Genomic DNA, 25,179 nt, shown 5'->3' with positions numbered 1-25,179 from the left:
AGAAATCATTCTTACAATAAATTACAGCAAACCCAAAACCATCAAAGTTAAAAACCCCCTTTTTGTAACTACCCCCATTCAAACAACCTCATTCCTTTTAAAATGACCTTTATTGGTTTAATATTTGTTTAGAAACGCTACAAAAACCTTTTTTTTTTTTGTTGAAAGGGCAAAAACGCCTAATTAATATCAAAATCGCATTAATTTATACTATATTAACGAAAGCTTGCGATATGGAATTACTTAAATATACATTTCCGCAAGATCTACGGACAAAATCAATCTTATTTCAAGAAGTAAAGGAGAAAACATGAAGAAAAAATTTCTGTCATTAACCTTAGGTTCGCTTTTAGTTTCCACTTTAAGCGCTGAAGACAACGGCTTTTTTGTGAGCGCGGGCTATCAAATCGGTGAATCCTCTCAAATGGTGAAAAACACTAAAGGCATTCAAGATCTTTCAGATAGCTATGAAAGATTGAACCATCTTTTAACGAGTTACAGCGCCCTAAACACTCTCATCAGGCAGTCCACCGACTCCAACGCTATCAATAACGCAAGGACTAATTTGGATGCGAGCGCGAAGAATTTAATCAGTGATAAAGCTAGCTCCCCGGCGTATCAAGCGGTGCTTTTAGCGCTCAATGCGGCAGCGGGGTTGTGGCAAGTCATGAGCTATGCGATCAGCCCTTGTGGCCCTGGCAAAGACAGCAACAAAAATGGGGGCGTTCAAACCTTTGAAAACACACCAACAAATCAATGGGGAGGGACTACCATTACTTGTAACACTACTGGATATGAACCAGGACCATATAGTATTATATCCACTGAAAATTACGCGAAAATCAATAAAGCCTATCAAATCATCCAAAAGGCTTTTGGAGCAAGTGGGAAGGATATTCCTGCCTTAAGCGACACCAACACCGAACTTAAATTTACAATCAATGGGAGCAACAATAGCAATAATAATAAAGAAGAAATTATTACAAAAAATAACGCTCAAATTCTTTTAGAACAGGCTAGCACCATTATAACTACCCTTAATAGCGCATGCCCATGGATCAATAATGGTGGTAAAGGTGGTGCAAGCAGTGGTAGTTTATGGGAAGGAATACATTTGAAAGGCGATGGGAGCGCGTGCGGGATTTTTAAAAATGAAATCAGCGCGATTCAAGACATGATCAAAAACGCTCAAATAGCCGTAGAGCAATCCAAAATCGTTGCCACAAACGCGCAAAACCAGGACAACCTGGACACTGGGAAAGCATTCAACCCCTATAAAGACGCTGACTTTTCTCAAAGCATGTTCGCTAACGCTAGAGCGCAAGTGGAGATTTTAAACCGCGTCCAAGCAGTGGTGAAGGACTTTGAAAGAATCCCTGCAGCGTTCGTGAAAGACTCTTTAGGGGTGTGTCATGAAGTGCAAAATGGCCATCTCCGTGGCACGCCATCTGGCACGGTCACTTCTAACACTTGGGGAGCCGGCTGCGCGTATGTGGGAGAGACCGTAACGAATCTAAAAAACAGCATCGCTCATTTTGGCGACCAAGCACAGCAAATCCATAACGCGCAAGACCTCGCCTACACTTTAGCGAACTTCAGCAGCCAGTATAAAAAGCTAGGCGAACATTATGACAGCATCACAGCAGCCATTTCAAGCTTGCCTGACGCTCAATCTTTGCAAAATGTGGTGAGCAAAAAAACTAACCCTAACAGCCCGCAAGGCATACAGGATAACTACTACATTGACTCCAATATCCATTCTCAAGTGCAATCTAGGACTCAAGAGTTAGGCAGTAACCCTTTCAGACGCGCCGGGCTAATCGCCGCTTCTACCACCAATAACGGCGCGATGAATGGGATTGGCTTTCAAGTGGGCTATAAGCAATTCTTTGGGAAAAACAAACGATGGGGTGCAAGATACTACGGCTTTGTGGATTACAACCACACCTATAATAAATCCCAATTTTTCAACGCCTCTTCTGATGTTTGGACTTATGGCGTGGGGAGCGATTTGTTAGTGAATTTCATCAACGATAAAGCCACTAAACACAATAAAATTTCTTTTGGTGCGTTTGGCGGTATCCAACTAGCAGGGACTTCATGGCTTAATTCTCAATTCGTGAATTTGGCGAATGTGAATAACTACTATAAGGCTAAAATCAACACCTCCAACTTCCAATTCTTATTCAATCTGGGCTTAAGGACCAATCTCGCTAGAAATAAGAGAAGAGGTGCTGATCATTCCGCGCAACATGGCATGGAATTAGGCGTGAAGATCCCCACGATCAACACGAATTACTATTCTTTGCTAGGCACTACCTTGCAATACAGAAGGCTTTATAGCGTGTATCTCAACTATGTGTTTGCTTACTAAAAGCTCGCATTAAACCCCTTTTTAAACCCTCTTTTTAGGGGGCTTAATCCGCTTCTTTTAACGGGCTTTTCTTTTAACTCTTTTTAATCTTTTCATAAATTAGCGTTCCCTCAAAAACACTACCTTAAACCAAGAAAAAGAAATTTCAAGTGGTTTAAAAGAGCGTTTGCTATTTTTACGCTTCCCACTTTTACGCTTCATGCCATGCCCCTCATTTGCCCCATATCCTAACCATGGAGCGTGAAAAATCTTGTAGCAAACACGCTTTAAAGCTCTTGCAAGCCACCCTAAAAGTCTTAAAATAAACCATAAAATCCCCATACCTACGATATAATCCTAAGATTGATTGATTCTAAGGGGCGTGTTTGACACCATTATTCCATTTGAAGTTTTTAAAGCCCTTAAGTTGTCTGCAAGCCGGTTTGCTTTATAGCCTTATTTTTGGCGTTTTATACCATTTCCCTTTGTTCGCTTATGTTTATAAAGAAAGCAACCAGGTTAGTTTTATAGCCATGATTGTTGTTGTGCTTTTTTGCGTTAATGGCACTCTTTTTTTAACATTAGGCTTGATCTCTATCCATTTGATGCGCCTAAGCGCGATTGTTTTTAGCTTGCTCAATTCCATCGCTTTTTATTTCATTAGCGCTTATGGGGTGTTTTTAAATAAAAGCATGATGGGTAATGTCTTAAACACCAATACGCATGAGCTTTTAGGCTTTTTGAGCGTTAAATTATTCATTGTTATCGTTGTTTTTGGGGTGTTGCCTGGCTATGTCATCTATAAAATCCCCCTTAAAAATTCTTCTAAAAAAGCGCCCTTTTTAGCGATCTTGGCGCTAGTGTTTATCTTTATCGCTAGCGCTTTAATGAACGCTAAAAATTGGCTGTGGTTTGACAAGCATGCGAAATTCATAGGGGGCTTAATTTTGCCCTTCGCTTATAGCGTGAACGCTTTTAGGGTGAGCGCTCTTAAATTTTTCGCCCCCACTATCAAACCGCTCCCTCTTTTTTCGCCCAATCGTTCTCATTCGTTTGTGGTGCTAGTCATTGGCGAAAGCGCTAGGAAGCATAATTACGCCCTTTATGGCTATAAAAAACCCACCACCCCAAAATTAAGCAAGCGTTTAGCCGATAACGAACTCACTCTTTTTGACGCCATTTCTTGCGCCACTTACACGACCGCGAGTTTGGAATGCATTTTAGATTCTTCTTTTAAAAACAGCTTGAACGCTTATGAAAATTTACCGACTTACTTGACTAAAGCCGGTATCAAAGTCTTTTGGTATAGTGCGAATGACGGCGAAAAGAATGTTAAGGTTACAAGCTATCTTAAAAACTATGAATTGATTCAAAAATGCCCCAATTGTGAAGCGATCGCTCCTTATGATGAATCCTTACTCTATAATTTGCCTGACCTTTTAAAAGAACACTCTAATGAAAATGTCTTACTCATCTTACACCTTGCAGGCTCGCATGGCCCCAACTATGACAATAAAGTGCCTTTAAATTTTAGGGTGTTTAAACCCTATTGCTCAAGCGCTGATTTGTCTTCTTGCTCCAAAGAAAGCCTGATTAACGCCTATGACAACACCATTTTTTACAACGACTATCTGTTAGACAAGATCATTAGCATGCTCAAAAATGCCAAACAGCCCGCCTTAATGATCTATTTGAGCGATCATGGCGAAAGTTTGGGCGAAGGAGCGTATTATTTGCATGGCATTCCTAAAAGCATCGCCCCCAAAGAACAATACGAGATCCCCTTTATCGTTTATGCTAATGAGCCTTTCAAAGAGAAGCATTCCATCATTCAGACCCAAACCCCAATCAATCAAAATGTTGTTTTCCATAGCATTTTAGGGGTGTTTGAAGATTTTAAAAACCCTAGCGCTGTTTATCGCCCTTCTTTAGACCTGCTTAAACACAAAAAAGAGTAAAATAACACGCATGAAAAGATTCTTATTTAAACAAAAATTTTGTGAAAGCCTGCCTAAAAGCTTTTCTAAAACTTTATTAGCGCTCAGTTTGGGCTTGATTTTATTGGGCATTTTTGCACCTTTCCCTAAAGTCCCTAAACACAAAAGCGTGCCTTTGGTGTTTCATTTCACCGAGCATTACGCGCGCTTTATCCCTACGATTTTATCTGTGGCCATCCCTTTAATTCAAAGAGATGCGATAGGGCTTTTTCAAGTCGCTAACGCCTCTATCGCTACAACTCTTCTCACGCACACCACCAAAAGAGCCTTAAATAATGCAACGATCAATGATCAGCGTTTGGGCGAGCGCCCTTATGGGGGTAATTTCAACATGCCAAGCGGGCATTCGTCTATGGTGGGTTTGGCGGTGGCGTTTTTAATGCGCCGTTATTCTTTTAAAAAATACTGGTGGCTCTTGCCCCTAGTCCCTTTAACCATGCTCGCTCGCATTTATTTAGACGCGCACACCACTGGTGCGGTGTTGGCCGGGCTTGGTATTGGAATGTTGTGCGTAAGCCTTTTTACAAGCCCCAAAAAGCCCTAATCAAAAGCCTTAATTTCTGTTTTTATAATCTTCATAAGAAAAGTTTTTAAGGATTTTAAACCCTTGTTGATCCAATCTAGCCAAGCTTGGGAGTGGCACGCCATTAAACGAGTTGTTTTTGACAATCGTATAATGGAGCATGTCTTGAAACACGATTTTATCGCCCCTTTTTAAAGGCGTCTCAAAGCTAAAACTCCCCATAAAATCCCCCGCTAAACAAGTAGGACCGCCTAAAAAGTAAGAAAACGCCCCTTGATTTTCGCCCTTTTCAACTTCAACAAGCTCTTCATCATTTTCTACGGAAACTTTAAGGATGCTAGGGCGATAAGGCATTTCCAAGCAATCGGGCATGTGAGCGCTAAAAGAAGCGTCTAAAATCGCAATTTCTTGATCGTTTTTAACGATGTCTATCACGCTTGCGATCAAAAACCCACATTGCCACCCTATGGCTTCCCCAGGCTCTAAAACCACTTCTATATCATGATAACGCTCTTTAAAATCCTTAATCGTTTGGATGAGCAAATTCACATCATAATCGCTCCTAGTGATGTGATGCCCCCCACCAAAATTCACCCACTCCATATTTTCTAAATAAGGCTTGAAATGCCTTTCCACATGCTCTAAAGTCCGGCACAAAGCGTCAGCGTTTTGCTCGCAATGCGTATGAAAATGCAGCCCGCTCACCCCCTCTAACCCATGCTCTTTAACCCCCTTTTCAAACTCGCTAGGCGTAACCCCTAACCGGCTCACTTTAGAGCATGGGTTATAAATGGCTGGGGTTACTTCGCTATAAAGAGGGTTGATCCTCAAACCCATTTTAATGGGGCTTAAGCCCAAGTTTTCTAATTGTTTGTTTTTATCTAAAATCCTGTCTTTATAGGTAGCGTATTGGTAAAAAGAGTTAAAAATAATGCTTGTCGCTAGGGGTAAGATCGCGCTCATTTCAGCCTCTTTGAAAGCCGGGCTATAAACGCAAATTTCCTTCCGGCTCTCTCGCCCCCCAAATTCTTCAAAAGCGAGCTTAGCCTCATAAAGACCGCTCGCGCAACACCCGTTCAATTTTTGCCTTAAAATCCCAAACTCACGCCAAAACGCATACCCCTTTAAAGCGAGCAAGACCTTTGCCCCGCTTTGTTGGCGCACGATTTCTAAAATCTTGGCGTTTTTTTCTAAGCGTTCGCTCTCTAACACATAGCAAGGGGTGGGGATAGCGCTGTATTTTTTCATGCTGATTCCAAAAATTGCTTAACCACTCGCTGTATGTCTTTGGGGTTAGACTTGGAGATGAAATCATCGGCCTTTAAACTCCTGGCCATGTCTTCATTAGAACTGCCGCTCATAGAAGAATTGACCACGATAGGGATTTTTGAAGTCAAAGGATTGTTTTTAACCTGCTTGATCACTTCAAAACCGCTCGCTTCTGGCATTTCTAAATCGGTAATAATAAGGCCAATGCTGCTCACATCGGTTGTGGGGTTGAACAAATGCTCCAATAAGGTTTTACCATTGATAAAATCTATATGCTTGACGCCCAGCTTGTCTAAAATCATTTGCATGGTTTTTAAAACGCTTGGGGAGTCATCAGCAAGCAAAACGCATTGGTTAGAATGGATTTTAGAGAGCGTCTCTAAATCGCTGTGTTTTTCATCTTCAATCCAAGGGAACACATCTATAAGCATTTTTTCAATATCCACCACTTGCACCAAGCGCCCGTCAAAATAGCGCGTGCGGCTCACGAGTTTGTTATTCCCAGCAGATCCCCCTAGCCCAGCGCTTTGCTCCATTTCAGTCCATTTCTTGCTCAAAATCCTATCCGCTTCATAGATCCTAACCCCTATCGTCCAGCGAGAAAACTCACAAATCATAACAATATCGTCTTCGCCTTTTTCTTTTTCTATCCTATAAGGGCGTAAATCCTTGTTTTTGTTTTGGCTGTCATAATAAAACCATTTTTTCATATCAATCAAAGGAATGGTGAGCTCTCTTATAATGATTAAGCCCTCAACGAGCGAATTGTTTTCGTGGCTGATGACAGTGAGATTGCCATGGTATTTCACCACTTCACGGATCTTAAAGACATTAACCGCATACAAACCCTTGTTTTTACCCAGCCTGAAACACAACAATTGCAACTCGTTATTTTTATGCAAACTCGTAACTTGATCAATGCCCGCTAAACTATCAGTCATGACTTCCCCTTAATTTAGGTTTTCGTATCGTTTTATAATTATACCGTGTTTGTGTTTAATGCCAATGACACTTAAAACTTTGGGGGTTTTTTAAATCATTTTAAACGATTCAAAACAAACCCGTTTTTAAAACTGCGCACGTATAAAATATTATGGCGGTTAGAGCAAAAGATTTGTGGGGCTGTTACAAACCCAGAAAGCAATTCCCTAGCGTCAATGACTTTGGGGTTTTCAAGCGATCTTTTACAAGGCTTTAATGAAAACGAAAAAGCGTCAATAGAATCAGCTTGAACTTCATAATTTTCAAAGGCTTTATTTTTGATACGCATAAGATAGATTTTATGGGCAAAAATGCTCGTGTTCCTGGTATCTGCAAAGGTGCTAACGCCTGAATACAACGAAGTTACTAGCCCCCCAACAAACCCCAAATAATAATTCGCCACCGCTTGCATGCCCACCTTAAAAGTAGCCGATAAAATGGCTCTGGTGATAATGTAGGGCAATTGCTTCCTAAACTCGCTAGAAACCACCGCGTCTATTGAGGCTAAAGTGTCAAAGGGTGTTACTTTTTCGCCGTCTTTTAAAGTGAAATTTTGATAAAACGCTTCCCCTTTTTCTAGCTTGGGCAAGGCCACACTCACATTATAAATCGAATCGATCGCATAAATAGGCACATCAATTTTAAATTCGCTTTTTTGTGGCTCTTTGCCATCTTCAATGATGATCCAAGTGAAATAACTCCTATTAGGGTTTTTGAAAAAAACCAAGTCTTTAGCCACGAAAGGGCTTTGACTGATCCCATAGGCTTCATTAAGATAGCCTAACCCCTTATTTTTATCCCCATTTAAAGCGTAAAACAACCCTGAAAGATACGAAACCGCCGGGTTAAGCAAGCCTTGATAAGCTTCGTATTTGTCTAAATTAGAATAGGTGTTGTTTAAGATCTCGCTCACTTCTGCCCTAGAGCGTTCCATATTAATATTGTGCTTTTTGCTAGAATCGATCTCTTTAATGGCTTTTTGCACTTCCTCATAATAAAATTCTTTAGCCCTGCGCTGGCGTTCATTCGCGCGGTTGAATTGCACCCTAGCGTTCGCGCTATCGTTTAAAAGCATGTAGTCTATCGCTTTGTAATAATTGATTAAAACGCCCTCATAAATATTCCCTCCATAAGCGCGCACATTATCATTAATCATGGTAGCTCCCACATAACCAGCCCCTCTTGTAAAAGCGCTTTGCGTTTTATCAAAGCGTTGTTCGGCTTGATCTAATACCCCTAAAGAAGTCTTGTAATCTCTTGCGTATAAAGCGCTCAAGCCGTTTTGCAAATCCCATAAAAGAGCGTTCTTTTTTTTCTTAGTGAATTGTTTGGAATATTCATAAGCTTTTTTAGGGCTTTCTTCATAATAGAGCGTGTTAAAATGTTCTAAGTCCATACGATAGCCTATGCAACCTGTTAATGATACTCCTAAAATTACCGACATCAACAGAACGAATATTTTCAATCTAACCCTTTTAATTGGCATTTTTTGCTTGACTAATTTGAGCGTATCATAACATTTTTAATGAAAACATAAGCTTTTTATGGTTAAAATGATCCTTAAGCTCTTATTTAGACCTATGCAATAGGATTTTAGGGTAACGCTTCAGGGTAGGAATACAGCAGAGTCCCCTAATTTCTTGTGTGCCTTAGCCATCTGAATAGGAGTGCTTCAAAATGATATTAACTTTTTAAAACAAAACTAACTTTTTAAAACTAGCTCTTCAAAAGTTTCTCACGCCACTCTGTAGGGTAGTCTTTTTGTAACGCTTTCACTTTATTCACATGGCTAGAGTCTGAATTAAAGATTTTCAAATAACGCCCCAAACTTTCCAAACTCACATCAATCATGTTAGAACTCCTATTACCCAGATTTTTGACTAAAACCTGCCTGGCATACAAAGGGGTGTTTTCTAAAAAAGAAATTTCAGTTTCGCTCAAAGGCACATTGAAGTGGTGTTTCAACTCCCTAGCGTTTTTTTGCGGATACAAAATAAGAGTCCCCATGTTGCTCAAAAAACTATGAGCGTTTTTAACCCCGCTTAATTGGTAAATATCTTGCAAAGCCAACACCACCACGCCATTAGCTTTTCTGGCTTGCGTGATTAAAGCGTTAATTTTAGCGTTCAATAAATCGTTCTCCACATAGGATTTAAACTCGTCTAAAAAAACCAAAAAACCGCTGTCGTTTTTCCTGGACTCTTCTAAAATTTTATAAAACAAATAATAGGCTAAAAGCCCTAAGTCTTTAGGGTTTTGGGTGATGGTGTCTAGGTTTATCACATTTAAAAAAGCGTTGGAGTTGAATGCGTCATTCAAAGCGTTAAAAAGGGGGTTATTCAAATACGGCTCTAAACTCAAGCCCAATTGGTTAGATGAGGTTCTTTTAAGCGTCTCTTTAAAATCTAGCAAACTAAAATCTTTAGGGTATAAGGTCTCATAAAGGCTCTTAATCGCGCCAGAAATCGCATTCATGTCTTCTAAGGCTTCTTTATCCCTTGAAGGGGCAAGATCAAACATGCTCAAAAAGAAGGATTGCAAAAATTCTAAATTCTGCAAATTAGGCTCTAAACAAAAGGGGTTGATGCTAAAAGATTTGCCGTCATGGTAATGCCCTTTAAAAAATTTTGTGAAAGAATACAGCCCTTGCATCCTGTCAAAAGCTAAAAGGCGCATGTTTTGGTATTTCAAAGCGCTCATCATTAAAAAACTAATCAGCGTGCTTTTACCGCTCCCAGTGGCCCCTATGATTAGAGTATGCCCATTCACTCTAGCGATTTCTTTAGCGTTGTTGTGGCTCACTTCTTGGTTGTGGAAATTGAATAAAAAAGGGGAATAATCCAAATTTTTAAACACGCTCAAAGGGCTATTCCCCCATGAATTAGCCTTAAAACCTAAATTTTGCCTTTCAAACACCATTAAACACGCTAGGGCTTTAGAGGTTAAAAAACGCAAGCGGTGGTTTAAATGGATGCGTTCAGGGAAAAAGGAAAAATACCCCCCCTTCAAGCCAAAAGTTTCTATAACGCCCACTAGGTTTTCTTTAAATAAAAGCCCTAAAACTAAGCTTGTTTGAGCGTCTAAATCCTCTAAACTAGGGGCTTTGATAAGAATGTTTAGGGCGAATTTTTGCATGGATAGGCGTTTGGTTTTGACTAGTTCTTGGTATTCTAGCAGCTCGTTTTTAACGAGATTGGACATGCTAAATTTGGCCCTCTCTTTTAAAAAACTCAGCGTTTTATTGACGCTCATAGGCTCTATAGAAAAGATAATGTCTAAGGGCGTTTCTTGGTACAAAAGCGCTCCGATCGCTATAGAAGTGATGCGCTCGCTCTCATAAGCTTTAATGCCAATCAAGCGGTTATAGGTTTTTTGATTAAAGCTTTCTTGAATGAAATAATCTTTTTCAAAAGTGATAGAACTAGCGATATAACTATCGCTCAAATACCCCCCTACTAGGGGCTTTAAAGGGAGATCAAACCCGTTAATGTATTCCGCATAAAAATTCAAAACCTCTTTGGAGCTTAAGAGTTTGGGGGCATAGTTTTTGAGCTGGATTTCTAAGCTTTTTAAAGTTTCTTGCAAAAAATGCGCTTTATAAGAGAGGATGTCCTTAAAATTTTCCCTATTGGCATGCATAAGAGATTTTTTCTTATGCTCTAAAACGCCTTGTAAAGAATGCGCACTTTCTAAAACTAAAAAATACTGATTTTCATACACTTCTTTATTTTCAAATTGATTCAAAATCGCTTGCAAGTATTTAGAATCAGATTGAATGTTTTGTTGGTGATCAATTTTGCGCCTTTTAACCACAAGGCGCGCCACGACTTTTTCTAAAGAATCCAACGCCATTTGGCGCTCGGTGAAGAGATCTTGCAATTGCTCTGTACTTAAATGGGTGTAACTCACCCCCTCTAAACGGAGGATACCCACTAAGTTTTCGTTTTTAGTGAGCAAAAAATGCTCATCATACAAGCCTAAAATGTTGTTTTCTTCGCTCATAGAATAGCTTTTAGGCAAAACCCCTAAAAAATAGTTTGAAACTTTTTGTTTGATGGCGCTCAAAAGCTTTTCTAACATTCTACGCTCTATAACATTTGGTTTTAGTCTTTATTTTACTTCTAGCAATAATAATATCTGCAATATCTTCATCAAAAAATTCCAGCACGCTAAAGAGCGCTAAAAACCCTAAATACAATAAAAAAGCGCTCAACAAATCAATCCAAGGGAGCAAAATAAAAGGCGCAAAAACAGAAATCAAATAAGACTTAGCGTTCAGCCATAAAAATTTTTCTTTAACCGAAATTTCACGCAGATTCTTCACGCTCGCTGACAGGATAATCATTAAAAAATTCCCATGAACCAATTCGCTAAACTCGGGGCTTTAAAGAATAAAAAAATCCCAAACACCACGCCAAGGATCGTGAATAAAATCTCTTTCCACCGGTCTAAATTCCTCCACACATAAATAGCGATCCCTATGAAAATCACCATTAAAATCCCCTTAGCGATGGGGCTTTTGAGCTGGGCTTCTAGGGCGTTAAAAAACCCCTCTAAACCTTCAGCGAACAAACTTGAAACGCACATGCCTACTAAAAAAATGATTTTTAAAAAATGAGCGGACATATCAAAACCCTTCTGTTTAATTTTAATTAACTTTATAATGCTTTATTATCTCAAAAAAACCATAAAAACTCCCTAAAAGGGGTCAAAAGGGGTGGCTTTTATCTTTAAAAGGGGTAAAAAAGCAAAGCTAAAGAGGTAAAAGCCTTACTATTCTACGATTTGATAGACATAAGAAAGATTAGCGTGTTCTTTGGTTTGTAGGGCGTTCTCTTCTAAGAGGTTTTGAATCTTTTCAAAACTATATTGCAAATGGTTGTAAGCAACAATCGCCACCTCATCGCCTTTTTGCAAAAAATGCTCTTGAGCAAAGGGCATATAAGGGGTAGCCCCTATCGCAAAAATCATTTTAGTGGGGAAATTATGGTGCTCTAAAAAAGGTCTTAGAGCCTCTAAAGAGTCGCCATCTTGTTGGTAATTGAGCCTATCTTTGATCCAGTCTAGCAGTTTCTGGTAGAAAAACTCGTATTTGATCAATTTGCTGTTTTCCCCATAAATGCGCCAAACATTATTGTATTTCAAAAAAGACGCGATAGAGAAATTGTTACACACCCCCCCATAAACAAACCTATCAATAGGCAATTTCTTCCCCATGCCTTTAGAAGCCGGTGAAAAATTCTTTTTTTGGGAGAGTTTTGTGGCGTCCAAATTGCGCACAGAAGTGTCGTTAAACGCCATGAAAAAATTAGGCACAAGCTTAGTAACGAAATGTTTTTCATCGTATTTAACATCGCATTCTAAAGCGATTTCTGGCTCTGCTTGCACCCTTAAATTTGGATCGTTAGGCAAAATAATCTTATGGTTATCAATGCAACAACGCCCCAAATAGCAATTCTCATACGGGATATAAAAAGGGAATAACCCCTTAGGGGCGTCCTTTTCTTCGCTTTTCATGTTAATAAAACTATGACTCTCTCCCGCTTGTTCCAAATGCCCTGCAAAATTCCCCACCACACCAAAACCTAAAAACTCTTGCATGCAAACCTCCTAAAAAACAGCCTAACGCTGATTAGAGCTTTTTTCATTATAGCATAAAAGAAAACCCCTAAAACCCTCAAAAAACTCCCCTTCAAGCAAACAAATACTCTCTAGCGCTCTCTTTATCCAAAGGGTAAAGTTCGCGCTTTTCATCCCCTATTTGAATGAGATAAGCTTGATTTTTTAAAGTCTTAGCATAGCCTAAAGCGATACGGCCGGCCAATTCTTTATCTTCTTTGCTGGCGTTTTTATCCACCAAACTCAAAGGGCCTTTACAACTTAGTAATTCAATCTTATCCATTAAGGGGTGCTGAATGTCTAGTTTATGGTTTTCTTCTTCATTCCTTGCCACCACCAAACGAGCGTTATTGGGCAAGATAAAATAACGCCCGTTTTTGACAATCACGCTGTCTTCAAACACCATTTCTCTGTATTCTTTCAAATTCTTAATCTTATTGCTCACTTGAATGTCCGTAAGCAAGCACCCCCCACCTGGCTTTTCATAATATTTCAAGCCGTAATCTTTAATCATTTGCAATTGCCTGCTTCGCCCCCTACCGCTCACATCTAAAAGTTTTTCTCTATCAACCCAGCCCTTTTTTTCCATGAAAGTAGGCTCTAATAGTTTCGCGCTCATGGGTCGCAATAACAACTCATCTAAAAATTGCGGTTTCTCACCGCTTGCTTGCGTTCTGTCTAAAATGGGATCAAAACGCGCCTCTTCGCCCACTTCTCTGACTAATTTCCTCACCTGATTTAGCGCTTCTTTCCTTTGGGATTTAGGGCGTTGCCCCAACACTTCCCCGCTCAAAACAAAATCTGCGTTCAATTCAAGCATTTTATAAAAAGCGTTCCTAAACATATTGGCGTGGCAATCAATGCAAGGGTTGAAATATTTCCCATAGCCGTATTTGGGCTTGAACAACACATCGTTAAAAAATTGCTCTCTAATATCGCACACCAAGAGCTTAGCCCCGATTTGCGCGGTGGCGTTTTCAAAATACTCTCTTTTATCCTTATTCCCCCCAAACCCTATATTGAAGTGTAAAGCGCTCACTTCAATGCCTTGATCAATGAGCAATTTCATAGACAACAAACTATCCAACCCCCCACTAAATAAGGCTAAAGCTTTTATTGGTTTCATATGGCGACTAATTCTCCTTGTTTTAATTTCATAATGGCCTGGCGAGCCTTTTTTAAAAAGATCATTTTTTCGCTAAAAGGGAGCGAGCTTTTAGGGATTTCTTTGAGTTGCCGCTCAAAATAGCGCAAAATCAACAAACGCAATTCCTTTTCAAAACCCCCTTTTTTTAGGGGTAAATTCGCATCTAATAATAACGCAACTAATTTAGGGTCGTCCAATTTTTCTTGACACAAAGCGTCAAATTCTTGTTTTTTATGCAAGAATACCCCACTATGGATATAACCCACCGCTAAATCCAACAAGCTTCTGTCTTCTAAAAGATAGCGGATCACTAATTTTTCTAAAAATTCCAAACTGAGCGTGCTAGGAGCATTAACCAACTTTTGAGCATGATTAGGTTTTTCTGTTTTGGGGTAAAAAGGCTGAAAAGAGACTCGCTCTCTAATCCCTAAAACATGCAAAGGCGCTTGCAAAAGAGAAGCGATTAAGGGCTTGTATTCGCTTTGTAAAAGCAAGGAAAAGTTTTTTAAAAACCCTAACATTTCTTTAAGGGCCTTATCTTTTTCTAAAGGATCGTCTAAAAGATAAGAACCCGCCATGTGCCTTAAAACAAATTCAATAAAAGCCATGGGGCGCGATAGCCAATTTTTTAAGGTTTCAATCTGGCCATTAGCGATCATATCCGCTGGATCCAGGTTGTTTTCAAAGAGAATCACCCCTCCCCTCCTTTGCTCTTTAGCCAACATCAAGCTCGCTTTATAGGCTGCATTTCGCCCTGCTTTATCCCCATCATAGCTTAAGAGGATTTCTGGCTCGCCTTTTTTAAGCAAGGGCAAATGCGATGGCGTTAAAGCTGTCCCAAGCGTGGCTATGGCGTTTTTAAAACCCGCCTGATGCAATAAAATCACATCCAAATACCCCTCTGTTACAATGACTTGCTTTTGTTTGTAGATGTGTTCTTTAGCCAAATGGTAGCCATAGAGCAAACTGGATTTATCAAAAAGCTTATTTTGGGGCGAATTGATATACTTGGCCGCTTTTTCTTTTAAGGTGCGCCCTCCAAAGCCCACCACTTGAGCGCTAGGGCTATAAATAGGGAACATGATGCGATCCAAAAAGCGCAAATAGGTTCTATCCTTTTTATCGCTCTTGCCTAACACGCCTAATTCAATGAGTTTGTCCTTATTCAAGCCTTTATTTTCAATGCCGTAATCAATTCTATTCGTGCATAAGCCTAATTTAAACGCTCTTATACTCTCTATACTAAGCCCTCTTTTTTGCAAATAATTCAAAAAAAACGGGGCGTTAAAAAGCTCTTCTTGATACAACGAGCTCACCATTTCTAAAAGGTGGTAGTCTTCTTTATGATCGTAATAAACGCCTTTGTCATACTCTAAAGCCACATTGAATCGGTGGGCTAATTTCTCTAACGCTTCCACAAACGAAAGTTTTTCAAATTCCATCACAAATTTAATGCTATCCCCGCTCGCCCCACACCCAAAGCAATGGTAAAACCCTTTAACTTGATTGACGCTAAAACTCGCGCTCCTTTCTTCATGAAAAGGGCAACAAGCCATGTAATTAGAACCTGATTTTCTCAAATCCACATAAGAGCTAATGATTTCTACAATATCTATCGTTTGCAAAAGGCGATCAATGGAACTTTTAAGAATCATTTTTCATGCTTTCTTCATCTTGCTTTCTTGTTGTAACTCGCTTGAATGAATTATACTCAATTAAAAAATCTTTGTTGATAACGCCCCCTTTTCTAATCCTTATATTTTTAAACTAATGAAACTTTATACAAATAGACTTAATAATCCTTATAGTTATATTATTAGCTTTGTTTTTATGGCTTGACTTATCCCTAAAAATGCGCTATAGTTGTGTCGCTTAAGAATATTAAGCGCTAATTTTCTATTTTATTTATCAAAACTTAGGAGAACTGAAATGAAGTTTCAACCATTAGGAGAAAGGGTCTTAGTAGAAAGACTTGAAGAAGAGAATAAAACCAGTTCAGGCATCATCATCCCTGATAACGCTAAAGAAAAGCCTTTAATGGGCGTAGTCAAAGCGGTTAGCCATAAAATCAGCGAGGGTTGCAAATGCGTTAAAGAAGGCGATGTGATCGCTTTTGGCAAATACAAAGGCGCAGAAATCGTTTTAGACGGCGTTGAATACATGGTGCTAGAACTAGAAGACATTCTAGGTATTGTGAGCTCAGGCTCTTGTTGTCATACAAATAGTCATGACCATAAACATGCTAAAGAGCATGAATCTTGCTGTCATGATCACAAAAAACACTAAAAAACATTATTAAGGATACAAAATGGCAAAAGAAATCAAATTTTCAGATAGTGCAAGAAACCTTTTATTTGAAGGCGTGAGACAACTCCATGACGCTGTCAAAGTAACCATGGGGCCAAGAGGTAGGAATGTGTTGATCCAAAAAAGCTATGGCGCTCCAAGCATCACCAAAGACGGCGTGAGCGTGGCTAAAGAGATTGAATTAAGTTGCCCGGTGGCTAACATGGGCGCTCAACTCGTTAAAGAAGTAGCGAGCAAAACCGCTGATGCTGCCGGCGATGGCACGACCACAGCGACCGTGCTTGCTTATAGCATTTTTAAAGAGGGTTTGAGGAATATCACGGCTGGGGCTAACCCTATTGAAGTGAAACGAGGCATGGATAAAGCCGCTGAAGCCATTATTAATGAGCTTAAAAAAGCGAGCAAAAAAGTAGGCGGTAAAGAAGAAATCACCCAAGTAGCGACCATTTCTGCAAACTCTGATCACAATATCGGGAAACTCATCGCTGACGCTATGGAAAAAGTGGGTAAAGACGGCGTGATCACCGTTGAAGAAGCTAAGGGCATTGAAGATGAATTAGATGTCGTAGAGGGCATGCAATTTGATAGAGGCTATCTCTCCCCTTATTTTGTAACAAATGCTGAGAAAATGACCGCTCAATTGGATAACGCTTACATCCTTTTAACGGATAAAAAAATCTCTAGCATGAAAGACATTCTCCCGCTACTAGAAAAAACCATGAAAGAGGGCAAACCGCTTTTAATCATCGCTGAAGACATTGAGGGCGAAGCTTTAACGACTCTAGTGGTGAATAAATTAAGAGGCGTGTTGAATATCGCAGCGGTTAAGGCTCCAGGCTTTGGGGACAGAAGAAAAGAAATGCTCAAAGACATCGCTGTTTTAACCGGCGGTCAAGTTATTAGCGAAGAATTAGGCTTGACTTTAGAAAACGCTGAAGTGGAGTTTTTAGGCAAAGCCGGAAGGATTGTGATTGACAAAGACAACACCACAATCGTAGATGGCAAAGGCCATAGCCATGATGTCAAAGACAGAGTCGCACAAATCAAAACCCAAATTGCAAGCACGACAAGCGATTATGACAAAGAAAAATTGCAAGAAAGATTGGCTAAACTCTCTGGCGGTGTGGCTGTGATTAAAGTGGGCGCTGCGAGTGAAGTGGAAATGAAAGAGAAAAAAGACCGGGTTGATGACGCGTTGAGCGCGACTAAAGCGGCTGTTGAAGAAGGCATTGTTATTGGCGGCGGTGCGGCTCTCATTCGCGCGGCTCAAAAAGTGCATTTGAATTTACACGATGATGAAAAAGTGGGCTATGAAATCATCATGCGCGCCATTAAAGCCCCACTAGCCCAAATCGCTATCAATGCCGGTTATGATGGCGGTGTGGTCGTGAATGAAGTGCAAAAACACGAAGGGCATTTTGGTTTTAACGCTAGCAATGGCAAGTATGTGGATATGTTTAAAGAAGGCATTATTGACCCCTTAAAAGTAGAAAGGATCGCTCTACAAAATGCGGTTTCGGTTTCAAGCCTGCTTTTAACCACAGAAGCCACCGTGCATGAAATCAAAGAAGAAAAAGCAACCCCAGCAATGCCTGATATGGGAGGCATGGGCGGTATGGGAGGCATGGGTGGCATGATGTAAGCCCCCTTGCTTTTCTTGATAAAAGCCCTCTTTTTGGGGGCTTTTATTTGACAAAACCGCTCGTTTTAAAAATAAAACGCACAACAAAAAGACAAAACCTAATTTTAACCCCCTTTTCAATATTTAAAATGTTTCCAAAACACCAAAAAACCTTTTTTTTTTTTGAAACAACAAAACGCCCCATTAGCGCAAAAATCTTATCAATTCATGCTATATTAACGAAATCTTGTGATAACATCTCAAGCTTTTATAGAACTTAGGATTTACCTAACCATTTAATTTAAAAAGGAAAAAACATGAAAAAAACCCTTTTACTCTCTCTCTCTCTCGTTTTTGCTCCACGCTGAAGACAACGGCTTTTTTATAAGTGCAGGCTATCAAATCGGTGAAGTCGCTCAAATGGTGAAAAACACCGGCGAATTGAAGAGACTTTCAGACACTTATGAAAATTTGAGCAATCTTTTAAACAATTTTAACAATCTCAATCAGGCGGTAACGAACGCGAACAACCCTTCAGAAATCAATGCTGCGATCGATAATTTAAAAGCAAACACGCAGGGTTTGACTGGCGAAAAAGACAATTCCCCCGCGTATCAAGCGGTGTATTTGGTGCTCAATGCAGCGGTGGGGCTGTGGAATGTGATAGCCTATAATGTCCAATGCGGTCCTGGTCAGAGTGGGCAATCAAGCGTAACCTTTGAGAACCAACCAGGACACAATTCAAGTTCCATTAATTGTAATTTAACCGGTTATGACAACGGAGTTAGCGGCCCTTTATCCATTGAGAATTTTAAAACGCTTAATCAAGCTTATCAAGTTCTTCAACAAGCGTTAAAACAAGGGGTACCCGCTTTGAACAACACGAATCAAAAGATAGAAGTAAAAGTAACAACACAAACTAATGGATCTAGTAAAACTACTACTACTAATGACGCTCAAGCCCTTTTGCAAGAAGCCAATAACATGATAAGCGTCCTCACTACAAACTGCCCATGGGTAAATCACAAACAAGGACAAAATGGAGGTGCACCGTGGAATTTAGATACGAAAGGGAATGTGTGTCAGGTTTTTGCCACTGAGTTTAGTGCCGTTACTAGCATGATCAAAAATCGTAACGCAAGCTCAAATCCTTAACACTAACCAGCAAAACAATCAAAACGCGCCACAAGATTTCAATCCTTACACCTCTTCTGATAGGGCTTTCGCTCAAAACATGCTCAATCGCGTACAAGCGCAAGCCAAGATGCTCAGTCTGGCCAATCAAATGAAAAATGACCTTGGCACTATCCCAAGCCATTTTATCACAAACTACTTGGCATCATGCAAAACAGATGGCACAACGCCTAGTCAAGGGGTTACTGCTAACACTTGGGGGGCAGGTTGCGCCTATGTAGAAGAGACGATAACGGCTTTAAATAACAGCCTTGCGCATTTTGGCACTCAAGCAGAGCAAATAAAGCAGTCTGAGTTGCTTGCACGCACTATACTTGATTTTAGAGGCAGCCTTAGCAATTTAAACAACACTTATAACAGCATCACCACGACCGCTTCAAACACGCCTAATTCCCCATTCCTTAAAAATTTGATAAGCCAATCCACTAACCCTAATAACCCCGAGGGCTTAAAGACCGTTTACCAACTCAACCAAAGCGCTTATTCGCAATTATTAAGCGCCACGCAAGAATTAGGGCATAACCCTTTCAGACGCATTGGATTAATCAGCTCTCAAACCAACAACGGCGCGATGAATGGGATCGGTGTGCAAATAGGGTATAAACAATTTTTTGGTGAAAAGAAACGATGGGGGGCTAGGTATTACGGCTTTTTTGATTACAACCACGCTTATATCAAATCCAGCTTTTTCAATTCGGCTTCTGATGTGTTCACTTATGGGGTAGGAACAGATGCCCTCTATAACTTTATCAATGATAAAGCCACCAAAAACAGCAAGATTTCTTTTGGGGTGTTTGGGGGTATCGCCTTAGCCGGCACTTCGTGGCTTAATTCTCAATATGTGAATTTAGCGACATTCAATAATTTCTATAGCGCTAAAATGAATGTGGCGAATTTCCAATTCTTATTCAACTTGGGCTTGAGAATGAACCTCGCTAGGAATAAGAAAAAAACAAGCGATCATGCGGCTCAGCATGGCGTGGAATTAGGCGTGAAGATCCCCACGATCAACACAAATTACTATTCTTTGCTAGGCACTCAACTCCAATACCGCAGGCTCTATAGCGTGTATTTGAATTATGTGTTCGCTTACTAATGCTTGACTCTTTGTGAAACTCCCTTTTTAAGGGATTTCTTTAAGGCTTTTCTTTTTTAAACCCTCTTTTTTTTGGGGGATTTTAGTTGTGAGTGTAGGGGAGAGAATGGTTTCAAAGCGCTTCCTATCCCTTTAAGAAAATAAAATAAAACTTAAGAAAATGCGTTTTACAACAAAATAAGATCTAAAACAATAAAACAAAATACCATTTTTTAAAAATGAAATTTTTTAAACAAAAAAAGCATTAAATCCCAATAATATTTGTTAGATCTTGATAAAAACAAAGCTTTTTAAAAACCCCAAAAACAATACTAACCAATAACCAAAACGCATGGCGTTTATTGTGATCCTTACAGCATTAAGCGCAACCAAGTTTTTTATTTAAGCAAAAAGCTGTCATGCCGTTTTAAGAGCGTTTCGTTTCTATGAAAACCGCAATATTTTTCAATTATTCTTGACAAGCGTTAAAAAAAATTGTATCATTATGTTTTTTTGTGAGACCCGTTAGCTCAGCTGGTAGAGCAATTCCCTTTTAAGGAATGGGCCGTTGGTTCAAATCCAACACGGGTCACCATGAGCATCGTGGCTCCTTCATCTAGTGGTTAGGATACCACCCTTTCACGGTGGTTACAGGGGTTCAAATCCCCTAGGAGTCACCACTCTTTTATACGGGTTTAGTTGGATTTTATCTCAATATTTTGGTCGCTTAGCTCAGTTGGTAGAGCGCTACCCTTACAAGGTAGATGTCATAAGTTCGAGTCTTATAGCGACCACCATGACTAAAGCATGCATTTTTAGGCTATGGAGTTTGGATAGGGAGCGGTAGTTCAGCTGGTTAGAATATCTGCCTGTCACGCAGGGGGTCGCGGGTTCGAGTCCCGTCCGCTCCGCCACCAAGCGCTTTTTAAATCATTTCCTACGCTTTATTTCCAATATAATAGTCAATCGTTAAAAATGACCCTTTCATCTAGTGGCCAAGGATACCACCCTTTCACGGTGGAAACGGAAGTTCAAATCTTTCAAGGGTCGCCACAAAAATTCCAAACTACACCCATAAATTGTCTAAAAGCCTGGTTTTACCCACACGAGCCGCCACTAAAACCAGCGTGTTAGTTGGCTCTATGGTTTTTAAAGGCTCTAGCTTGTGGTTGCAAAATTCCAAATAATCCACTTCCAAGGTTTCTAAAATTCCAAGCCCTAGTTTTTTAAGCTTTTCGCACGCTTTTTCGCCCTTATCTATGGCTTGCTTGATGTTTTCTAGAGCTTTTGGAATGGCTAGGGCTTGTTTTCTTTGTGTTGCATTCAAATACACATTCCTAGAGCTTAAAGCCAAATTATCGCTATCGCGCACAATCTCGCATGGCACTATTTCAATGTCTAAAAGCAAATCTTGGACTAAATGCTGGATGATTAAAAGCTGTTGGGCGTCCTTTTTGCCAAAATACGCTCTAGTGGGATTAACAAGATGGAACAATTTTAACACGACCTGAACAACCCCATCAAAATGCCCCTCACGCATTGCTCCCTCTAAAGAGTGGGATAAAAATGTAGGGGCGTAGAGTTTTAAGCGTTGCTCTATTTCATAGGGATACATTTCGCTCGTTTTAGGCACAAACACCGCATTAACGCCCAATCCTTCACACAAGGCCAAATCCTTTTCTAAAGGGCGAGGGTAAGCGCTAAAATCTTCGTTAGCCCCAAATTGCGTGGGATTGACAAAAACACTCACTATCGTGTGGGAATTTTCTTTCAAACTCCTTTCTATCAAGCTTTGATGCCCTTTGTGTAAAGCCCCCATAGTCGGCACAAACCCCACGCTTTCTTTCAAACTTTTACGATATTCTCTTAAAGCGGTAATCGTTTCTAACGCTCGCATTTAACAATCCTTTAAAAGCTCTAAAACCACTTCTCTAGGCTCTTTAGCCTGATAAATGGGGCGGCCCACCACGATAAAATCGCTTAAATTTTGTTTGGCCTCTTTAGCGTTCGCTACCCTTTCTTGATCTTCTTTATCATTTTTATCCAGCCTGATGCCAGGGGTTAAAGTCAAAAAGCCCTTACCCAAAGCCTCTTTAACCGCCAAACTTTCAAACACCGAACACACCACCCCATCAATCCCGCTCTCTTTACCCATAACGCTTAACTTGATCGCTTGAGTTTTTAAAGGGGCGTTATACACGCTCAAAAATTCCTCTTCGCTAAAGCTGGTTAAAGTGCTCACGCCCATGATTAAGGGGCGTTTTTTAAGAGCGTTTAGGCGTTGCATTAAAATTGTTAGCGCGCTTTTAGCGCTGCTTAAATGCACGGTGAGCATATCAACTTCTAATTTTGCACATTCTAGTGCGGCATTTGCCATAGTATAAGGAATATCATAGAGCTTCAAATCCAAAAAAATCTTAAAATTCCCATCAATCTTTCTGATTTCATCTAAAAAAACAGCCCCGTCTCTTATAAAAGATCTAAGCCCCACCTTAGCCCATAAATCTAAGCCCTTTAATTCTTGCAATAAAGAAAGATTGTCCTCTTTTTTTTCTAAATCCAATGCGACACATAATTGCATGAAAGCCCTTTAAAGTGTAAAATAACGCCATTATAACAAAAAGAAATGCAAGAATTTTAGCTATGATAAGCGTTTTAAAAATAAAACGAATTTTAATCAAATGAGATTTAAGGGTTAAAGAGTGAAAGCGTTTTTAGGAGCGTTAGAGTTTCAAGAGAATGAATACGAAGAGCTTAAAGAGTTTTATGAGAGCTTAAAAACCAAGCAAAAGCCCCACACTTTGTTCATTTCTTGCGTGGATTCACGAGTCGTGCCTAATCTAATCACAGGCACCAAGCCGGGCGAATTGTATGCGATTCGCAACATGGGCAATGTGATCCCTCCTAAAACAAGCTATAAGGAGTCCCTTTCTACTATGGCGAGCATTGAATACGCTATCGTGCATGTGGGCATTCAAAATTTAATTATTTGCGGGCATAGCGATTGTGGGGCTTGCGGGAGCATTCATTTGATTAATGATGAAACCACCAAAGCTAAAACCCCTTACATTGCAGACTGGATACAATTTTTAGAGCCCATTAAAGAAGAGTTAAAAAACCACCCGCAATTCAGCAGTCATTTCGCCAAGCGTTCATGGCTTACAGAGCGTTTGAATGTGCGCTTGCAACTCAACAACCTCTTAAGCTATGATTTCATTCAAGAAAGAGTGATGAATAACGAACTAAAAATTTTTGGTTGGCACTACATCATAGAAACAGGCAGGATTTATAATTATAATTTTGAAAGCCATTTTTTTGAGCCGATTGAAGAAACCATTAAACAAAGGAAAAGTCATGAAAACTTCTAAAACAAAAACCCCTAAATCCGTTTTAATCGCCGGCCCATGCGTCATTGAGAGCTTAGAAAATCTAAGAAGTATCGCTACTAAATTACAGCCCCTAGCCAACAACGAGCGGTTGGATTTTTATTTTAAAGCGAGTTTTGATAAGGCGAACCGCACGAGTTTAGAGAGTTACAGAGGGCCTGGTTTAGAAAAAGGCTTAGAAATGTTACAAACCATCAAAGATGAATTTGGCTATAAAATTTTAACCGATGTGCATGAGAGCTATCAAGCAAGCGCAGCGGCCAAAGTAGCGGATATTTTACAAATCCCGGCGTTTTTGTGCCGCCAAACGGATCTGATTGTAGAAGTGAGCCAAACTAACGCCATTATCAATATTAAAAAAGGGCAATTCATGAACCCAAAAGACATGCAATATTCCGTTCTAAAAGCCCTTAAAACGAGAGATAGTAGCATTCAAAACCCCACTTATGAAACAGCGTTAAAAAATGGCGTGTGGCTGTGTGAAAGGGGGAGCAGCTTTGGGTATGGGAATTTAGTGGTGGATATGCGCTCTTTAAAAATCATGCGAGAGTTTGCCCCTGTGATTTTTGACGCTACTCATAGCGTGCAAATGCCAGGGGGAGCGAACGGGAAAAGTTCAGGCGATAGCTCTTTTGCCCCTATTTTAGCCAGAGCGGCGGCGGCGGTGGGGATTGATGGGTTGTTCGCTGAAACGCATGTTGATCCTAAAAACGCCTTAAGCGATGGGGCGAACATGCTAAAACCTGACGAGCTAGAACATTTAGTAGCCGACATGTTAAAAATCCAAAATTTATTTTAAAGGAATTTCATGCAAATCATAGAAGGGAAATTGCACTTACAAGGGAATGAAAAAGTCGCTATTTTAACATCGCGCTTCAATCATATCATCACAGACAGATTGCAAGAAGGAGCGATTGACTGCTTTAAAAGGCATGGGGGCGATGAGAATCTTTTAGACATCGTGCTGGTGCCTGGAGCTTATGAATTGCCTTTTATTTTAGAGAGGTTGTTAGGGAGCGAAAAATACGATGGCGTGTGCGTTTTAGGAGCGATTATTAGAGGGGGGACTCCGCATTTTGACTATGTGAGCGCGGAAGCGACTAAGGGCATTGCCAATGCAATGCTAAAATACAGCATGCCTGTAAGCTTTGGCGTGCTGACCACGGACAATGTTGAGCAAGCGATTGAAAGAGCGGGCAGTAAAGCCGGCAATAAGGGCTTTGAAGCGATGAGCACTCTCATTGAATTATTGAGCTTGTGCCAAACTCTCAAGGGTTAAAATGGCGACACGAACTCAAGCCAGGGGGGCGGTGGTTGAATTGTTGTATGCGTTTGAAAGCGGTAATGAAGAAATTAAAAAAATCGCTTCCAGCATGTTAGAAGAAAAAAAGATTAAAAACAACCAGCTTGCTTTCGCTTTAAGCCTTTTTAATGGCGTGTTGGAAAAAATCAATGAAATTGACGCTCTCATTGAACCGCATTTAAAAGACTGGGATTTCAAACGATTAGGGAGCATGGAAAAGGCGATTTTACGCTTAGGAGCGTATGAAATTGGCTTCACGCCCACGCAAAACCCCATCATCATCAATGAATGCATAGAGCTTGGCAAACTCTATGCTGAGCCTAACACCCCTAAATTTTTGAACGCTATCTTGGATTCTTTAAGCAAAAAGCTCGCTCAAAAACCCTTGAATTGAGGGTGTTTTA

Annotated in this window: 20 protein-coding genes, 5 tRNA genes, 1 other RNA gene and 1 pseudogene; 16 read left to right on the top strand and 11 right to left on the bottom strand. The window is 40.1% G+C overall.

Features of this window, described 5'->3' with window-relative positions:
• The first annotated feature begins 310 nt into the window (after positions 1 to 310).
• The 3 genes from sabA (HPSH112_RS00140) to lpxE all read left to right on the top strand — a co-directional run bounded on the left by sabA (HPSH112_RS00140) (position 311) and on the right by lpxE (position 4,894).
• The gene (sabA, locus tag HPSH112_RS00140; RefSeq protein ID WP_000726391.1) at positions 311 to 2,374 is read left to right on the top strand and encodes a Hop family adhesin SabA/HopD; all 2,064 of its coding nucleotides are present in this window, start codon (positions 311 to 313) and stop codon (positions 2,372 to 2,374) included.
• 365 nt (positions 2,375 to 2,739) lie between these two features.
• Entirely contained in the window at positions 2,740 to 4,311 is a 1,572-nt protein-coding gene (eptA, locus tag HPSH112_RS00130; RefSeq protein WP_000188062.1) for a phosphoethanolamine--lipid A transferase EptA, read from the top strand.
• 49 nt (positions 4,312 to 4,360) lie between these two features.
• Complete coding sequence (gene lpxE / locus HPSH112_RS00125; protein ID WP_228921250.1) at positions 4,361 to 4,894, top strand: lipid A 1-phosphatase LpxE; 534 nt, start codon at positions 4,361 to 4,363, stop codon at positions 4,892 to 4,894.
• A gap of 9 nt (positions 4,895 to 4,903) precedes the next feature.
• On the opposite strand, the gene nspC is transcribed toward lpxE, so the two are convergent.
• From nspC to HPSH112_RS00110, 3 genes are all read right to left on the bottom strand, one after another.
• The gene (gene nspC, locus HPSH112_RS00120; protein WP_000760883.1) at positions 4,904 to 6,121 is read right to left on the bottom strand and encodes a carboxynorspermidine decarboxylase; all 1,218 of its coding nucleotides are present in this window, start codon (positions 6,119 to 6,121) and stop codon (positions 4,904 to 4,906) included.
• Complete coding sequence (gene cheV1 / locus HPSH112_RS00115; protein WP_000132343.1) at positions 6,118 to 7,083, bottom strand: chemotaxis protein CheV1; 966 nt, start codon at positions 7,081 to 7,083, stop codon at positions 6,118 to 6,120. Before cheV1 ends, nspC begins: the two co-directional genes overlap by 4 nt.
• Before the next feature lie 95 nt (positions 7,084 to 7,178).
• Positions 7,179 to 8,609, bottom strand: coding sequence for a COG3014 family protein (locus tag HPSH112_RS00110; RefSeq protein WP_195154951.1), 1,431 nt, complete (start codon positions 8,607 to 8,609; stop codon positions 7,179 to 7,181).
• An 83-nt stretch (positions 8,610 to 8,692) separates the two neighbouring features.
• Between HPSH112_RS00110 and ffs the strand changes: the two genes are divergently transcribed.
• Positions 8,693 to 8,790, top strand: an RNA gene (ffs, locus tag HPSH112_RS08120) — signal recognition particle sRNA small type.
• A 49-nt stretch (positions 8,791 to 8,839) separates the two neighbouring features.
• Here the strand turns inward: ffs and HPSH112_RS00105 are convergent.
• The 6 genes from HPSH112_RS00105 to dnaG form a co-directional block, all read right to left on the bottom strand.
• Entirely contained in the window at positions 8,840 to 11,203 is a 2,364-nt protein-coding gene (locus tag HPSH112_RS00105; RefSeq protein WP_000890504.1) for a VirB4 family type IV secretion/conjugal transfer ATPase, read from the bottom strand.
• Between the two features lies 1 nt (position 11,204).
• Positions 11,205 to 11,468, bottom strand: a complete 264-nt coding sequence (locus HPSH112_RS00100; protein ID WP_000584955.1) for a hypothetical protein — start codon at positions 11,466 to 11,468, stop codon at positions 11,205 to 11,207.
• Positions 11,468 to 11,749, bottom strand: a complete 282-nt coding sequence (locus HPSH112_RS00095) for a TrbC/VirB2 family protein (protein ID WP_001272686.1) — start codon at positions 11,747 to 11,749, stop codon at positions 11,468 to 11,470. Before HPSH112_RS00095 ends, HPSH112_RS00100 begins: the two co-directional genes overlap by 1 nt.
• A gap of 147 nt (positions 11,750 to 11,896) precedes the next feature.
• Complete coding sequence (locus HPSH112_RS00090) at positions 11,897 to 12,724, bottom strand: DUF5718 family protein (RefSeq protein ID WP_001154896.1); 828 nt, start codon at positions 12,722 to 12,724, stop codon at positions 11,897 to 11,899.
• A 91-nt stretch (positions 12,725 to 12,815) separates the two neighbouring features.
• A complete protein-coding gene (locus HPSH112_RS00085; RefSeq protein ID WP_000802571.1) occupies positions 12,816 to 13,868 on the bottom strand; it encodes an MnmA/TRMU family protein in 1,053 nt (350 codons plus the stop codon).
• Positions 13,865 to 15,544 (bottom strand): DNA primase, encoded by a 1,680-nt coding sequence (gene dnaG / locus HPSH112_RS00080; protein ID WP_000601511.1) that lies wholly within the window; start codon positions 15,542 to 15,544, stop codon positions 13,865 to 13,867. The genes HPSH112_RS00085 and dnaG overlap by 4 nt, the downstream gene beginning before the upstream one ends.
• A gap of 274 nt (positions 15,545 to 15,818) precedes the next feature.
• Between dnaG and groES the strand changes: the two genes are divergently transcribed.
• From groES to HPSH112_RS00035, 8 genes and pseudogenes are all read left to right on the top strand, one after another.
• Positions 15,819 to 16,175, top strand: coding sequence for a co-chaperone GroES (gene groES / locus HPSH112_RS00075; protein ID WP_000671959.1), 357 nt, complete (start codon positions 15,819 to 15,821; stop codon positions 16,173 to 16,175).
• Positions 16,176 to 16,197: 22 nt separating this feature from the next.
• Positions 16,198 to 17,838 carry a chaperonin GroEL gene (gene groL, locus HPSH112_RS00070; protein WP_001040316.1) on the top strand — a complete coding sequence of 547 codons (1,641 nt, stop codon included), beginning with the start codon at positions 16,198 to 16,200 and terminating at the stop codon, positions 17,836 to 17,838.
• A gap of 296 nt (positions 17,839 to 18,134) precedes the next feature.
• A pseudogene (sabA, locus tag HPSH112_RS00065) lies at positions 18,135 to 20,107 on the top strand (Hop family adhesin SabA/HopD).
• 498 nt (positions 20,108 to 20,605) lie between these two features.
• Positions 20,606 to 20,681 (top strand) — tRNA-Lys (locus tag HPSH112_RS00055).
• A 10-nt stretch (positions 20,682 to 20,691) separates the two neighbouring features.
• Positions 20,692 to 20,766, top strand: a tRNA-Glu gene (locus tag HPSH112_RS00050).
• A 41-nt stretch (positions 20,767 to 20,807) separates the two neighbouring features.
• Positions 20,808 to 20,883, top strand: a tRNA-Val gene (locus tag HPSH112_RS00045).
• Between the two features lie 40 nt (positions 20,884 to 20,923).
• Positions 20,924 to 21,000 (top strand) — tRNA-Asp (locus tag HPSH112_RS00040).
• 63 nt (positions 21,001 to 21,063) lie between these two features.
• Positions 21,064 to 21,139, top strand: a tRNA-Glu gene (locus HPSH112_RS00035).
• 13 nt (positions 21,140 to 21,152) lie between these two features.
• Here the strand turns inward: HPSH112_RS00035 and panC are convergent.
• Positions 21,153 to 21,983 (bottom strand): pantoate--beta-alanine ligase, encoded by an 831-nt coding sequence (gene panC / locus HPSH112_RS00030; RefSeq protein ID WP_001201978.1) that lies wholly within the window; start codon positions 21,981 to 21,983, stop codon positions 21,153 to 21,155.
• Positions 21,984 to 22,667 (bottom strand): orotidine-5'-phosphate decarboxylase, encoded by a 684-nt coding sequence (pyrF, locus tag HPSH112_RS00025; RefSeq protein WP_001175360.1) that lies wholly within the window; start codon positions 22,665 to 22,667, stop codon positions 21,984 to 21,986.
• A gap of 121 nt (positions 22,668 to 22,788) precedes the next feature.
• On the opposite strand from pyrF, the gene HPSH112_RS00020 reads away from it, so the two are divergent.
• From HPSH112_RS00020 to nusB, 4 genes are read left to right on the top strand one after another with little or no spacing between them, the layout of a single operon-like run.
• Entirely contained in the window at positions 22,789 to 23,454 is a 666-nt protein-coding gene (locus tag HPSH112_RS00020; protein WP_000642966.1) for a carbonic anhydrase, read from the top strand.
• A complete protein-coding gene (gene kdsA / locus HPSH112_RS00015; RefSeq protein WP_000858167.1) occupies positions 23,441 to 24,271 on the top strand; it encodes a 3-deoxy-8-phosphooctulonate synthase in 831 nt (276 codons plus the stop codon). The genes HPSH112_RS00020 and kdsA overlap by 14 nt, the downstream gene beginning before the upstream one ends.
• Positions 24,272 to 24,280: 9 nt before the next feature.
• The gene (ribH, locus tag HPSH112_RS00010; RefSeq protein WP_001165591.1) at positions 24,281 to 24,751 is read left to right on the top strand and encodes a 6,7-dimethyl-8-ribityllumazine synthase; all 471 of its coding nucleotides are present in this window, start codon (positions 24,281 to 24,283) and stop codon (positions 24,749 to 24,751) included.
• A gap of 1 nt (position 24,752) precedes the next feature.
• Positions 24,753 to 25,169 (top strand): transcription antitermination factor NusB, encoded by a 417-nt coding sequence (gene nusB / locus HPSH112_RS00005; RefSeq protein ID WP_000235739.1) that lies wholly within the window; start codon positions 24,753 to 24,755, stop codon positions 25,167 to 25,169.
• Positions 25,170 to 25,179 lie beyond the last annotated feature (10 nt).

Origin of the sequence: Helicobacter pylori Shi112 (assembly GCF_000277405.1) — a bacterium.
Lineage (GTDB): Bacteria > Campylobacterota > Campylobacteria > Campylobacterales > Helicobacteraceae > Helicobacter > Helicobacter pylori_C.
Note: the sequence above shows the minus strand (reverse complement) of the source record. Positions and strands in the feature narration are given on the sequence as shown.

Bases quoted from the DNA above. Each gene is read 5' to 3' on its own strand.
- panC (WP_001201978.1), bottom strand. From the start codon at position 21,983: ATGCGAGCGTTAGAAACGATTACCGCTTTAAGAGAATATCGTAAAAGT.
- nusB (WP_000235739.1), top strand. From the start codon at position 24,753: ATGGCGACACGAACTCAAGCCAGGGGGGCGGTGGTTGAATTGTTGTAT.
- pyrF (WP_001175360.1), bottom strand. From the start codon at position 22,667: ATGCAATTATGTGTCGCATTGGATTTAGAAAAAAAAGAGGACAATCTT.
- kdsA (WP_000858167.1), top strand. From the start codon at position 23,441: ATGAAAACTTCTAAAACAAAAACCCCTAAATCCGTTTTAATCGCCGGC.
- groES (WP_000671959.1), top strand. From the start codon at position 15,819: ATGAAGTTTCAACCATTAGGAGAAAGGGTCTTAGTAGAAAGACTTGAA.
- nspC (WP_000760883.1), bottom strand. From the start codon at position 6,121: ATGAAAAAATACAGCGCTATCCCCACCCCTTGCTATGTGTTAGAGAGC.
- HPSH112_RS00100 (WP_000584955.1), bottom strand. From the start codon at position 11,468: ATGATTATCCTGTCAGCGAGCGTGAAGAATCTGCGTGAAATTTCGGTT.
- HPSH112_RS00105 (WP_000890504.1), bottom strand. From the start codon at position 11,203: ATGTTAGAAAAGCTTTTGAGCGCCATCAAACAAAAAGTTTCAAACTAT.
- HPSH112_RS00095 (WP_001272686.1), bottom strand. From the start codon at position 11,749: ATGTCCGCTCATTTTTTAAAAATCATTTTTTTAGTAGGCATGTGCGTT.
- HPSH112_RS00085 (WP_000802571.1), bottom strand. From the start codon at position 13,868: ATGAAACCAATAAAAGCTTTAGCCTTATTTAGTGGGGGGTTGGATAGT.
- groL (WP_001040316.1), top strand. From the start codon at position 16,198: ATGGCAAAAGAAATCAAATTTTCAGATAGTGCAAGAAACCTTTTATTT.
- HPSH112_RS00090 (WP_001154896.1), bottom strand. From the start codon at position 12,724: ATGCAAGAGTTTTTAGGTTTTGGTGTGGTGGGGAATTTTGCAGGGCAT.
- dnaG (WP_000601511.1), bottom strand. From the start codon at position 15,544: ATGATTCTTAAAAGTTCCATTGATCGCCTTTTGCAAACGATAGATATT.
- sabA (WP_000726391.1), top strand. From the start codon at position 311: ATGAAGAAAAAATTTCTGTCATTAACCTTAGGTTCGCTTTTAGTTTCC.
- HPSH112_RS00110 (WP_195154951.1), bottom strand. From the start codon at position 8,609: ATGCCAATTAAAAGGGTTAGATTGAAAATATTCGTTCTGTTGATGTCG.
- cheV1 (WP_000132343.1), bottom strand. From the start codon at position 7,083: ATGACTGATAGTTTAGCGGGCATTGATCAAGTTACGAGTTTGCATAAA.
- ribH (WP_001165591.1), top strand. From the start codon at position 24,281: ATGCAAATCATAGAAGGGAAATTGCACTTACAAGGGAATGAAAAAGTC.